This window comes from Psychrobacter sp. VH5 (genome assembly GCF_050572635.1).
GTDB classification, from domain to species: Bacteria; Pseudomonadota; Gammaproteobacteria; order Pseudomonadales; family Moraxellaceae; genus Psychrobacter; species Psychrobacter celer.
Genome location: NZ_CP192145.1, coordinates 2,734,052 through 2,747,228, shown reverse-complemented (window position 1 = coordinate 2,747,228; position 13,177 = coordinate 2,734,052). Strand labels below are relative to the sequence as shown.

The following is a 13,177-nucleotide window of genomic DNA, read 5'->3' as shown; positions in this document are numbered from 1 at the left end:
TATCGACATTTAAGCCAGCACCAACGCGTTTTTGTTAAATGTCATCATCAAAAGGGTGCGATGACCAAAAACGCTCGGACAAAAAAAGACTGCCTAACCGCGGCAGTCTTTTGTAAAAATGACAGATAATATATCAATGGTTAAGTCTCAGGCCACTGATAAGAATTACCTTACTATAAAACATAAGTCTATCAAGATGAGAGGCTAGGCGTATTCTTAATTCTATCGATAGCTCTCTAAATGAGGTCACGCGCTAATAAGCAACAGTGCTTTAAAACAGTGCTTTCTAAAGAGGCACTTTCTAAATAGTCCATCGCTTAGTTTTTGCTTTCCTCGTGGCGATGTTTGTCTTGCCATGGCTCACTATCGCCCAGCTCGTCCCAGCTCGTCTAAGTGCTCGTCGATAGACTGCGTTTTTTGCGCCCTGTCTTTTTGATTGACGTCGTCGTGATTAATGTCATCAGTATTGGCATGGTCAGTATCTATCTGGTCGGCATTGTCCGTTAGCTGAGTGCCATGCAGTTGAGCGTTGTCTGGCTCAGCGCGCTCTGAGGCTGTGCTACGATGATTGTTGCCCATACGCTCATTGAGGTGCGAGGCGGCGTCACGGTGACGTGCATCCAAGGCCTCAATCTCAGGATGAGAGTCATCAAAGTCAGTCTGAGCTTGTGCTTCTTTTTGAGAGTCTTGCTCTGCGACCATTTCTACCTCACCATCAGGCTCATAGCCATGGTTGGGGTTATCATCGCCTGTTGGCTCATCTGCTGCGCCCGCTGCTATGCTATTGGCTGCTGTGTCAGTGACTGTGTCGGTAGCAGACTCATCATAAGGCGCGGCGTCACTCTGAGCTTGCGCCGCACGTTTGCGCTCAGCATAGTCAGTCAACTGATTGACCGCATTTTCGAGCGTATGAGGGTTAAAGCGTGGCTGCGCTTGTGATAGATGCTTGTCAAAGACATCGGTCAATAGTGAATCAAAACGTATGGCATTGTATTGAATAAGCACTTCGGCTTCTTCTTCGGTGATATCTTCGTTTTGGCTGGCATAGACCACATGGTCTTCAAAGCTCAGACCGGCAAAGCTGTCTTTGTGCTCTGCCTTTTTAAATTTTTGCCACAGCGGCTCGATACCCAACAAGGTCTGATAGGCGTTTTCCATACGGCCCGTCACATCGTCCTCGTCGGTATTGTAATAGACCATGGTCTTGAGGTAATCGCGAAAAGGATTGGCCTCAAAGTCTTCCATAAAGGCATCGCCGAGCTGACGTTTTAGCTCGTCGCTTGGCGGCGTAAAGATGCGGCCACTGGGGAAAGTCACAAATCCAACCAACGCTGCGGCAAAGCGATTTGGGAAGTTTTCAAAAAATGACTCAAACGCTTCTTGGATGGTGAACAGGCTATTTTGTAAAGCGACTTCGGCATGCAAACGCTCCGCTTCAGACTTGCTGCCATGCTCATAAAACTGCAAGATGGCCGTCGCGATAAATAAATGACTATGAATATCAGCCAGACGCCCAGAGAGCATCTCTTTACGCTTTAGATCACCTGCGAGTAGCCCCAACGCCATATCGGCAGTCAAGGCAAAGCTGGCGCTCAAACGGTTGATGTGCTTATAGTAAGGGCGGGTAAAGCGATCGGCAAAGCTTGGCACATGATTGCTGCCGCCGACATAGCCTGCGACAAAGGCTTTTGCCCCGCGGTTAAAGGTATAACCCAAATGCTTAAAGAATAAAGTATCAAACTCGCGGATAGCGTGATGTTTGTCCTCGCTTTGTAGCAGTTGTAGCTCATCAAACAGATAAGGATGGCAGCGCATCGCTCCTTGACCAAATATCATCAGTGAGCGCGTCAAGATATTGGCACCCTCAACGGTGATAGAGACAGGGATTGCCTGATAAGGCGTCGCCAAAAAGTTGCGTGGCCCCATCTGTACCGCACGGCCACCGACCACATCCATACCGTCATTGACCACTTCACGCATGGTTTCGGTGGCGTAGTATTTTGCCATGGCCGTCATGACCGATGGTGTGCCCCCTTGGTTGAGACCACAGGTGACGAGATGACGAAACGCCTCTAGCATATAGGTATGACTGGCCATACGGCTGGTGGCGTCTTGTACTCCTTCAAACTTACCGACAGAGATTTTGAACTGCTCGCGGACTTTGGCAAAGGCACCGACAGACAGGTAGGTCATCTCACTGGCCGACGTGGACAGAGCAGGCAAAGAGATGCCGCGGCCGACGCCCAAGCACTCCATCAGCATACGCCAGCCGCGCCCCGCGTTTTCGACGCCGCCGATGATATAATCCAGCGGAATAAAGACATCCTTGCCATCGACCGTACCATTCATAAAGGGTGAGCCAATAGGATTGTGACGAGGCCCGACGACCACGCCCTCGTGATCGGCGGGAATCAGCGCACAAGTGATGCCGTAGTCGGTCTTTTTAGCATCCCCAAGCAAGCCTTCTGGATCGTGCATCTTAAAGGCTAAGCCCACGACTGTCGCGATAGGAGCCAGAGTAATCCAGCGTTTTGAGAAATTCATCCGTAGGCCGAGCACGTGCTCGCCTTCATGCCTGCCATAACACACCACACCAGTATCCGGTATCGCGCCTGCGTCAGAGCCTGCTTCAGGCCCTGTCAAACCAAAACAAGGCACTTCATCACCGCTTGCCAGTCCCGGTAGCCAGCGCTGTTTTTGCTCATCGGTACCATAATGCATGAGCAGCTCGCCTGGGCCGAGTGAGTTTGGCACCATGCAGCTCACTGCTGCTGTCGGCGAGCGTGAGGCGATTTTGCTCATCACCCGACTTTGGGCATAAGAGCTAAACGCTCGGCCACCAAATTCTTTTGGAATAATCAAACCCAAAAAGCCATTGTCTTTGATAAATCGCCATGCTTCAGCCGAAAGCTCTTTATCCTCATGCTGAATTTTCCATTCATCAAGCATGGCGCAAAGCGCCTCTACTTCGTTATCGATGAAGCTTTGCTCTTCATCTGACAGCTCTGGATAAGGATATTCGGCAAAAGTGTCCCAATTGGGTGCACCCATAAACAGCTCTTTTTCCCACCAGCTGGTGCCAGCATCCAGCGCTTCTCGCTCAGTATCGCTCATGCTGGGCATCGCACCGCCCAGCGTCTTATAGACCGGCTTGGTGATAAGGGACTGCCGTAGCGGCGAGATAAGCAGTATCAAGCACAACACCGCGATTGGAATACCCAAAACAAGCGACCACGGGCTGATAACAGCAGTGATGATAACGGTGGCAAGGGCGACGATACTGCCTGTGACACGTGATAAGGACATCAAAAAGATGGCCAAGACCATGGCTAATTGAATGAATATTGCCAAAATAAATAAGCCAATTGCCATGACTGTCTCCTTTATAACGCCAAACAATAGCGTAAAAATGTGTGAATGCAAGTCAGATACATATAGTTATGGTTTTTCTGACGTGGGTTTCTAAGTGTTTTTTATGGCCATGTGTCAAAGTACTGAGAGTCAAATCTCTACGAAAAACACAGTTAGCCATCAATATGAAACAGTTGTCGATGACTATCAATAGCGAAAGTGCTACGCTGTGTCGAAAATATGTATCATAAGACGCTAGGTATGGCGATTATGGGATGACTATCGATATTTTTATCACTGATTTTATCAATACTTTGATTACCGTCTGTATTACGGGCGCCTTTAAGAAAAAGGTGCAAAGCCGTTTTCGGCATAAGACAACGTGTTGTTGCGCCCCACGATGATATGATCCACCAATGACAAGTCGATTAGGTCGCAGGCTTTTTTTAGCTCATAGGTAAGCACATTGTCGGCAGTCGATGGGGTCGCATCGGTGTGCGGATGATTGTGGGCGATGATAAGCTGATTGGCTGCATGACTCAGCGCATGGCGTAGGACGTGTTTGATACAGACAGAGCAAGAGGAGATACCACCTGTAAACAGTATCTCAAAATTCAATAAATTGAGTGCGTTGTCCAAGCACAGTACGGCAAAGACCTCGCGGTGCTCGCCGCGTAGCTGGGTGCTGATATAGTCTTTGACCACTTGAGAGCGTCCAAGCGCTTGCCCTGTTTTTAGCTGACTGTCCAAGTAGCGTGTCCCCATCTCAAGCGAGGCCAGTATTTGGGCGTACTTGGCAGGGCCGATGCCATGGCAGGCGAGGACGGTGTCTTGCGGGGCGGCCAACAGCTCAGCGAGGCTACCGAATTGGTCGATAAGATGCCGCGCCAGCTCGATTGCCGACTGTGACTGAGTACCCGTACGTAAAAATATCGCCAAAATCTCAGCGTCAGACAAGCTTGCTGCCCCGTTTTTGAGTAGTCTCTCACGCGGTCGGTCGTCCTCGTGCCAGTCCTTGATTGCCATTATTATTTCCTAAAAGTGCTATTTTGATAAACACGCCCGTATCGATAAATGGGCGAAATACGTAAATTTTTACCCAATTTATCTCATAATTGTTACTATAAGCGCAATTTATCTTTCCACTTTTTTTATTGATGTCATGCTTATGTCCAATATCGTGCTCGCTATCACTGGCGGTATCGCCGCTTATAAATCCGCTATTTTTGCTCGCTTGCTTGTCAAAGCAGGCTTTGATGTGCGCGTCATCATGACCAGCGGCGCGCAAGCGTTTATCACGCCTCTGACATTGCAGGCGCTGACGGGTAACGAGGTGCATATCTCTTTGCTTGATGAGCGAGCGGAGGCGGGTATGGGGCATATCGAGCTGGCAAAATGGGCAGATTTGGTCGTCATCGCGCCTGCGTCTGCTAATACTTTGGCACGCCTAGCGATGGGTATGGCGGACGATTTGCTCACCACAGTCTGTCTGGCGACGAGCGCGCCGGTGCTGGTTGCGCCAGCGATGAACCAGCAGATGTGGGCGCACCCTGCGGTCAATCTCAATGTGCAGACCCTACGCGATATGAACTATCAAATCATTGCCCCTGCCAGCGGTGAGCAAGCGTGCGGTGATGTGGGAGCCGGCCGCTTACCTGAGCCTGAGGCGCTGTTGGCCGAGGTGTTATTGTTCAATGCCATGCAGACCACGCCGCAGCTATTGGCTGGTAAACGAGTGGTCATTACTGCAGGGCCGACGGTCGAGGCGATCGATCCGGTACGCTACTTGTCCAATCATTCATCAGGGAAGATGGGCTTTGCGTTAGCGCGCGCTTGCGTGGCCGCCGGTGCCGAGGTGGTCTTGATAGCAGGTGGCAAGGTGGGTTTACCGACGCCGCTCAATGTCACGCGTATCGATGTGCTGTCTGCCGAAGAGATGTTGCTGACGGCTCAGCAGTGTGTGGCAGGTACGCATACAGCATTACAGTATATGCCCGAAGAGGAGCATGAACACCATTCTGAGCATTCTCATGACCATTCGCACGAACATCACGATGACTGTGGCTGCGGTGAGACGCATGAGGACGAAGGTGGTCACACTCATATGCACGACCATGTCACTGATGACGAGCCTAGAGTCGCTGATATCTTTATCGCCACTGCGGCTGTCGCTGACTATCGTACCCGAGACGCGGCGCCGCAAAAAATCAAAAAAACCCAAGAGTCGATGACACTAGACTTGGTAAAAAACCCTGATATCTTAGCGACTATCTCGCTTGCGCATCCTGGGTTGTTTGTCGTGGGTTTTGCAGCAGAAACGCAAGATGTCGAGCGTTATGCACGCGGTAAGCTTGTCTCAAAAGACTTGGATTTGATTGCTTGCAATGATGTGTCTCGCGCGGATATTGGATTTGCCAGTGATGATAACGCCATGCAAGTGTTTTTCTCCGAGCGTTATGAACACGACAGTGTCACGTTAGAAAAAGCAAGCAAGGATAAAATCGCTGAGCAGTTGACCCGTATTATCGGTGAGACCCTCTGGCATCGGTACGATGCTTAGTGATAGATCAATCACGGCACAGCTATCAAGGCACAGCTATATAGTGATGTCAGAATAGTGATGCAGATCAGTTGGGTCAAATCGGGCGCTAAGGCGGTGTGGTAGGTAGAATGGATGATACAAGTACCCAGACCGTATTACTGATGGCTATCTTTGCGCTAGCATCACTGCTGCATGGTATCAGTGGGCTGGGCGTCACCTTGGTCACCACCACTGCGCTTGCGAGCATGTACCCGCTGCCATACGCCATTGTGCTGATTATTTTTCCGTCATTACTGCTCAACGCGCTGACGTGGCTGGCGGGCGGCGGCCGTAGTATTTGGCAAAACTTTATCTATTATGGCAGACGCTACTGGCTGCTGGCGCTGACCAGTCTGCTTGGCAGTATTTTGGGGGCAAAGCTACTACTTTGGGTCGATAGCGCGTACATCTTAGTACTGCTGGCGGCGGTCATTGGCTATTATGTGGTCAGTAGCTTACTCGGTAAGCAAATCCGCCTGCCTGATACCAAGCCAGTACTGATTATCGTAGGTTTTAGTGCAGGCGTTATTGGTGGTGCGACCAATGCGATGTCGACCATCCTGATGATGTATTTGCTCTCTGCCAGCAATGATAAAAACACCATCGCCAAAGTCGGCAATATGTGTTATTTTTTGGGTAAAATCGCTCAAATCATCGTATTGTGTGAGCCAATCATGGCGCTTGGCCGTGGTGAGTGGCAGCTGATAGCGGTATTTAGTGTATTGTCGGTTGCGACGTTGTTGGTTGGTATCCGCTTGCGTCGTTATTTGCCGCAAGCACGCTTTCGTCAGCTTATTTTAGTGATTCTCTCCGTACTAGGTCTGCGTGTGGGCTGGCAGGGGGTGATGGCGTTTTTGTAGTATAGTCAGTAATAAACAGAATCAAACCATCAACTATTACGGGCTACTGGTATAAATCTTGCTTGCGTGCTGCTATCGTTCGATGCTGCACAAACAACCTCCCAGTAGCACCGACTCGGTTTAAAGTAAGTTGACTATAGGGAGTGTTTTTCAGGTTAGCGATTGAATAAATTTAACACGATGGTCGCGATAACACTGATAACTACCATAGTGACCACTGGAAAATAAACCCGAGTATTGCCTGAGGTGTGCTTAATATCGCCTGGCAGATTACCTATCCAAGAAAACGCGCTAGGAAACAGCAGCCAAATAACCCCGACAATGACCAGTACAGCCCCTATAATAATCAATATCTTTGCCATATAAGCCTCGCTAATCTTATTTTACTCTTTTGTCTCCACCATACATGCGCTGAACCTTAACCAGCTATTTCACCAAAATACAGCTGCTGGGCGATGCGAAAGGTATTGCAGTGCGCTTCGACCACATCTTCAATATCTTCTGAATAACCACCGCCCATGACAATAGCGACTGGAATATTAGCGGCTTTTGCTTGCTCAAGCACATATTCATCGCGCGCTTTGCAGCCAGCGCGCGTGAGACCAAGTTTACCCAGCTTATCGGTCGCCAGCACATCGACTGCAGACTGATAAAAAATCATATCTGGTGCAACCTCGCTGATCAAACGCGGCAAGGTGTCTTTTAATATCTGTAAATATTCTGCATCACCCGTATCGTTCGCCAGCTCAATATCTAAGTCGGATATTTCTTTACGAAACGGATAGTTTTTGGCGCCATGCATACTAAAGACAAAAACACGCGGCTCATCCGCCATAATGCTGGCATTACCATTGCCTTGATGGACATCCAAATCCACGATTAAAATCTTTTGCGCCTGCCTGCGATTAAGCAGTAGATTACTGGCGATACACACGTCATTAAACACGCAAAACCCCTCGCCATGATCGGCAAATGCATGATGGGTGCCGCCCGCGACATTCATCGCCACACCGTATTGCTGGGCATATAGTGCACATTCATAAGTGGCGTGCGCGATATGACGACCCCGATCCACTAATGCTTCGGTCATCTCAAAACCGATAGGTCGCGCTTCTTTACGAGGTAGCGTTTGGGTTTTAAGCTTATGCCAGTAGTCCGCTGTATGCGTGGTTAAGATTTCTTCTTCTGTCAGACGTTTTGGCGCAAAAAAGTTATCATGGGTGATGGTGCCTTCTTCAAGCAAGCGCTCAGGAATCATGATGTATTTTTGCATAGGGAAGCGGTGCTTGTCAGGCACGCTATAACGAAACACGTCAGAATAGGCGATTTTTAGCATAGTGTTAAAGCATGTCTTTTTTGAAAAGTGTTTTAAGGATAGAGAAGTTTAAACGCTTTGGAAATAAGGGGTTGGTGAGGAATTGTAAAAGCTGGGGATAGCCATCAGAATCAGTAGATTACTGAACATACTGAGTTGGCAAAAAGAAGGTGCGCGAATCTGCTTGTTGACGCAGCTCTGTCAGTAACGTTTGCATGTCTTCGGCAGGATATTGCTGATTGATCAAATCATAAAACAGCTCATGGGCGACTGTGGTCATGGCGATGACGTTTTGTAAGACATGTTCGATGATATCGTCATTGATACCGACGGCTTCGACATCGATAGCATATTTATAGCGAATCTCGCCATCGTTGATATCCATCTCTAGATTGCCAATCAGCATGTCATAGTTGATTTGGGTAATCAATAGCATCGCCGCGCTTTGGTGACTCTCTGGAATCAAAAAAGGCAATATGCCATATACGGCCAGCAGTTTGTTTTCTGCTGGTACGCGAAACAAATAGCCACAGCTTAGCTGCTTATGTTGCATCTTTAGCGACAAATGATGCGACTGCCGCTGATCGCCTTTGCTTGGGCGATAGTAGACATAGTGCCATTGTTTTTGCTCAAAGTATTGTTTTAAGCACTCGACAATATCGATATGAGTGTCGGTAGGATCGGGCGACTGATGAGTGCTATCTGACGTAGGTTGAGGAGGCGCGGTGCCGATAGGCTTGCTGTCATTATCAGAGACGTCTACATGGCTGTTTGAATTACTGTCTAGACGGCTGGCAAATCTGTCGCTAGATAACGGCCTGTCATTGAGCTCATCATCGATCGTGGTTTGCCGCAAGTCGTCATTATCGTCATCGACAACAGCAGGCGGCGCGGCCTCTGTCAGCAGCCGCTTGAGTCGTTGCCATAAGCTGAGTTTGTTACGTTGACTCATAAGATTGCCATGATCGATAGAGAAGTAAGGGCGTTACAGTAAAGGCAATATAGTAAAGATAATACCGTAAAGACAATAATGTCACTTTGCCGATGACCATACTGTTTGCTACGCCGCCCCTATCAACTACCGCGCTGGGTGATTAGCGGGGCTCATCGCCGTGCCCCGCAAACGAAGCTTTGATAGCAGGCTGCGCATAAAAAGCTTGTAGCATCTCACGAATATGAGCGGTAAACCATGGACTGTCAAGCGCGTCTTGTATGATCGGTCGTAATGCTGTGCTCAGTGGTGAGGCGAGCGAGGTATCGATAGGTAGGCTCGCCGCCACTGCCGCAATGGTGTCTGATTGATGATTGCTGTACCACGTGTCGATGCTGGCTGCTACTAGAATGCGCAGATAGGGCGATAAGCGCAAGCGGTTATAGCTTTGCTGAATGCTGGCTTCGATATGCTCGATACTGTTATTATCGGCCTCGTCATTTAGGTATGTTTGTATCTCGCTGATCGGTAGGTCTTTGATACGTGACCAGCCCATGACCAACAGTCGCGTGACCTCATCGTTAGACAAGTGCGTTTGAGCGTTGGTCTCTGCGCGCTGCGTCAAGTCTTTGATGTTACGGTGCAAATAAGTTTGCAGCTTCTCATCTAGGTTTTTATTGGTGGCTTTTTCAAATGAGCTGCGGCCAAGCTTCATCAGTTTGCCCACGCCACCTGCTTTATCGAGCGTATTTTCCATAAAATCATTGATAGCGTGATAAAGCGTCTGGGTGAGTAGGTCAGCAAAGGTCTCGTTGCCGATGAGCGTATGAATAAGGGCGTTGCGCTGCTCGTCGTGACGGCCGATATAGCTGGCAAGGGTTTCGACTTGGGTGTCGTCTATCAGCTCAGACAATGGGACATTGTCATTGATCGGATGGTAGATAACGGTATGCAGGATATCACGGATATCGGTGCGCATGACGTCGCTCATCGGCTGCTGTAATAAGCCGTCATTGATGAGGCGCTTTAAATCATCAGCCTGTAGGTACTGGCATAATGGCTGCTCGCCAAACCACTGACATGCCTGCACGCTCAAGGTATCCGCCTGTGCCCTAAGCCATTGCTGCATAAAGCCAACTTGTGCCTCGATGATACTATCAAGACTGAGAGGCGCGCCAGCGCTAGTGTTTGACTGGCTGTTTGGCTGAGTGCTTGGCTGGACATCTGCTGTTTGCCTCTGAGAGGGGGCAGGGTAGGTTTCTAAACTAGGGTTATCTTGTGAAGTCGGCATAGGTTTTGAGGTCATAGTGATGGACAATTTGTTATACTGTGTGGCTGGGGTAATATCAACCCCAAAAAATACGATTATCAGTGTCAGTCTTATTCATTTAGGAAGCACGGACAAGTTTTTGTGAATGGTAAACGCATCAACTATTATGTCACGAACGCGGTGTTTTGTTGTGATGAATATTGATAACGCTTAATAAATAATGAGAGATTTGATGACGGTACTGGATGCACCCTTACTTGCGCTCGCTGAGCTGACCGTCCAGCGCGGTGAGACTCCCCTATGCGAAAAGGTCGCGCTCACACTGTCTACAGGGGATATCTGCCATCTCATCGGTGCCAATGGTACGGGTAAGACGACGCTACTCATGCAGCTGGCAGGACTACTGCCGGTACTGACAGGTACCGTGCGCTATCAAGGCGTCGAGAGCTTACCTGTACAGCCGTTATATATCTCGCATCAGCTGGGTATCCATCCCAATCTGACAGTCGCACAAAACTTGACGTTTTTGCTCAATCTATATGGCATCGCGCCAAGCAGCACTGACATTGATGCTGCTCTGACGTGGGTAGGGTTACAAGGCTTTGAGACTGTAAGCTCAAGCCATCTATCCGCTGGGCAGACGCGGCGTATTACTCTTGCCAGATTGTATTTATTGACGCCTGCGGTGACACCGTTATGGCTGCTGGATGAGCCGTTTACCGCGCTGGATGTCGATATGGTGGCACGAATGGAGGATAGGCTGTGCGACTTTGCCAGTGCGGGCGGTGCGATATTAATGACCAGTCATCAGGCCGTCGGCGTCGCCAATCAAATGCTCGATTTGTCAGATTATATGGTATAAGGGCGATGAGTCTCAGTAAAAGGATGGATCATGACAGATAGCCCAGTACAGTCTGCACCAATGCAAGCAGCAAAGCCGCGCTCAAATACCTCCGACGCTACGCGCGGTATCAGCTTTGGGCAGCTCTGGCGGCGCGAATGGCAGGTCAAGCAGCAAGGAGCGGTACAGTGGTTATATCCGCTCGTACTGTTTTTAGTGATTATTACCTTGTTTCCGCTGGCCGTCGGTAGTGAGCCTGCGCTATTGCAGCGTTTAGGCGTGTCTGCTGTGTGGATTGCCGCGCTCTTGTCATTGGTGATGGGGGTTGATGGGCTGTTTAAGCCCGCGCTCGATAATGGCACGCTGGCGCAGTTGGTGGTTGCCAGAGCATCGCTACCGCTTTGGGTACTTATCCGCTTAGTCATACACTGGATTTTTAGTAGTGGGATTGTGGCGGTGCTCAGCTTATTGGCGGTGCCGCTATTTCAGCTTAGCTGGTTTGAGGCGTGGATATTACTAGCCTCTATCGTCACTGGCAGTCCGATGCTGCTGATGCTCTCTGCCGTTGCCAGTAGTTTGACACTGTCATTAAAAAACGGTGCCGTGCTGGTGCCGCTGATAGCTTTGCCCATGCAGCTACCGGTACTGATTTTTGCCACTGGGGCGGTGGATTTGTTTTCCACAGGTCTCAATGGTTTGCCGATACTAGCGCTGTTATTAGCTGGCAGCATCATCTCTGTTCTGGTGATGCCATGGGTGATTGCCGTGACCTTAAAGATGGCGTGGCTCAATTAAAAAAAACCTTTATATCAACAGCATGTTGAAAACGGGCAACTTTGCTATAATAGCCAATTAACGATACAAACAAGTCACTTGTAGATTCTATCCAGTGTTTAACGCCGGCAGGTTAGCGGATAGTAGCAATCATGATGTCGTAGCGTCCATGATGCCCTATCTGTCAAACCACTATGCTGTGTAAATAGGTTTATCCTCATGCCCAACCTGAATAATGTCTCATCTCCTAGCCTGTGGCAGCGCATTTGGCAAGGCTTTTTGACCACTGTTGGTACCAAGCAGTTTTTTCGCATTTTTGCGCCTTGGGTCAAGTGGCTTGCCATACTTGCCAGTATTTGCCTTGCGATTGGTAGTGTCTGGGGGCTGGCATTTGCGCCGCCTGACTACTTACAAGGCAACAGCTACCGTATTATATTTATCCACGTGCCGGCAGCCAGTCTGGCCATCTCCATCTATTTTGCCCTTGCAGTGTTGGGGGTTATCTTTTTGGTTTGGAAAATCAAGACGGCCAGTTTGGTGGCGCAAGCGCTCGCGCCGCTGGGGTTTTTGCTTTGTGTGATCAGCTTAATCACCGGCTCTATTTGGGCAAAACCCACTTGGGGGACGTATTGGGTCTGGGACGCGCGTTTGACCTCGATGCTGATTTTGGCGTTTTTGTACGCGGGCGTCATGGCGCTGTTTGCCGCCTTTGAGCATACCGCCAACCGCGGCAAAGCGGCAGCTATCTTGTCTATCGTCGGTGCGGTCAACCTGCCGATTATCAAATATTCGGTACAGTGGTGGAACACCTTGCACCAAGGCTCGACTTTTACCTTGACCGCTGCACCAAAAATGTCAGCCGATATGTGGATGCCGCTGCTGCTTATGGTTGTCGGTAGCTATTTACTGGTGGCGACCTTGGCGATTTATCGCACCAATACTTTGATTTTGTACCGCGATCAGGGCAAGGCTTGGGTCAAAGAATATATTCGTGGACAAAATAAATAACGGCTAGGAGATGATGATGCAGCCTTATTTTTATAGCGTGTCTGAGTTTATCGCCATGGGTAAGCATGGCGTGTTTGTCTGGTCGTGTTGGGCGATTACCGTGGGTGTGGTGCTGGCTTTTATTTTTTATAGCCGCAGACAGCGACAAGCGCTGATTAAGCAATTGACCATCCAGCAAGCGCGGCAAGCACAGCGTACTGCCAACACCTCCAGTCCTACAACTAAGTAGTCAAAAAATCATCTGAA

At 49.3% G+C, this 13,177-nt stretch carries 12 protein-coding genes; 6 read left to right on the top strand and 6 right to left on the bottom strand.

The genetic code is table 11. The features are described 5' to 3' along the window. Positions 1-363 precede the first annotated feature (363 nt). A complete protein-coding gene (locus ACNFVB_RS11505; protein WP_430737587.1) occupies positions 364-3,372 on the bottom strand; it encodes an acyl-CoA dehydrogenase in 3,009 nt (1,002 codons plus the stop codon). A 321-nt stretch (positions 3,373-3,693) separates the two neighbouring features. Next, positions 3,694-4,377 carry a RadC family protein gene (radC, locus tag ACNFVB_RS11500; protein WP_105244142.1) on the bottom strand — a complete coding sequence of 228 codons (684 nt, stop codon included), beginning with the start codon at positions 4,375-4,377 and terminating at the stop codon, positions 3,694-3,696. Between the two features lie 142 nt (positions 4,378-4,519). On the opposite strand from radC, the gene coaBC reads away from it, so the two are divergent. Together coaBC and ACNFVB_RS11490 are read left to right on the top strand one after the other, a co-directional pair. Continuing rightward, positions 4,520-5,911 carry a bifunctional phosphopantothenoylcysteine decarboxylase/phosphopantothenate--cysteine ligase CoaBC gene (coaBC, locus tag ACNFVB_RS11495; protein WP_430737586.1) on the top strand — a complete coding sequence of 464 codons (1,392 nt, stop codon included), beginning with the start codon at positions 4,520-4,522 and terminating at the stop codon, positions 5,909-5,911. A 110-nt stretch (positions 5,912-6,021) separates the two neighbouring features. Continuing rightward, entirely contained in the window at positions 6,022-6,792 is a 771-nt protein-coding gene (locus ACNFVB_RS11490; RefSeq protein WP_430737585.1) for a sulfite exporter TauE/SafE family protein, read from the top strand. A 155-nt stretch (positions 6,793-6,947) separates the two neighbouring features. Here ACNFVB_RS11490 and ACNFVB_RS11485 read toward each other — a convergent pair whose 3' ends face one another. The 4 genes from ACNFVB_RS11485 to ACNFVB_RS11470 form a co-directional block, all read right to left on the bottom strand. Then, positions 6,948-7,154, bottom strand: coding sequence for a DUF2905 domain-containing protein (locus tag ACNFVB_RS11485; RefSeq protein WP_192994904.1), 207 nt, complete (start codon positions 7,152-7,154; stop codon positions 6,948-6,950). Between the two features lie 56 nt (positions 7,155-7,210). Then, entirely contained in the window at positions 7,211-8,128 is a 918-nt protein-coding gene (locus tag ACNFVB_RS11480) for a histone deacetylase family protein (RefSeq protein ID WP_430737584.1), read from the bottom strand. Between the two features lie 118 nt (positions 8,129-8,246). Next, entirely contained in the window at positions 8,247-9,059 is an 813-nt protein-coding gene (locus tag ACNFVB_RS11475; RefSeq protein ID WP_430737583.1) for a YbjN domain-containing protein, read from the bottom strand. Between the two features lie 142 nt (positions 9,060-9,201). Beyond that, positions 9,202-10,329, bottom strand: a complete 1,128-nt coding sequence (locus ACNFVB_RS11470; protein ID WP_430737582.1) for a hypothetical protein — start codon at positions 10,327-10,329, stop codon at positions 9,202-9,204. A 211-nt stretch (positions 10,330-10,540) separates the two neighbouring features. Between ACNFVB_RS11470 and ccmA the strand changes: the two genes are divergently transcribed. The 4 genes from ccmA (at position 10,541) to ccmD (ending at position 13,160) form a co-directional block, all read left to right on the top strand. Further along, positions 10,541-11,170 carry a heme ABC exporter ATP-binding protein CcmA gene (ccmA, locus tag ACNFVB_RS11465; protein WP_289055289.1) on the top strand — a complete coding sequence of 210 codons (630 nt, stop codon included), beginning with the start codon at positions 10,541-10,543 and terminating at the stop codon, positions 11,168-11,170. Between the two features lie 60 nt (positions 11,171-11,230). After that, the gene (locus ACNFVB_RS11460; RefSeq protein WP_430738530.1) at positions 11,231-11,944 is read left to right on the top strand and encodes a heme exporter protein CcmB; all 714 of its coding nucleotides are present in this window, start codon (positions 11,231-11,233) and stop codon (positions 11,942-11,944) included. 198 nt (positions 11,945-12,142) lie between these two features. Continuing rightward, positions 12,143-12,931: a heme ABC transporter permease CcmC gene (gene ccmC / locus ACNFVB_RS11455; protein ID WP_192994909.1), complete on the top strand. Its 789-nt coding sequence runs from the start codon at positions 12,143-12,145 to the stop codon at positions 12,929-12,931. Between the two features lie 16 nt (positions 12,932-12,947). After that, a complete protein-coding gene (gene ccmD, locus ACNFVB_RS11450; RefSeq protein WP_192994910.1) occupies positions 12,948-13,160 on the top strand; it encodes a heme exporter protein CcmD in 213 nt (70 codons plus the stop codon). Positions 13,161-13,177: the final 17 nt, after the last annotated feature.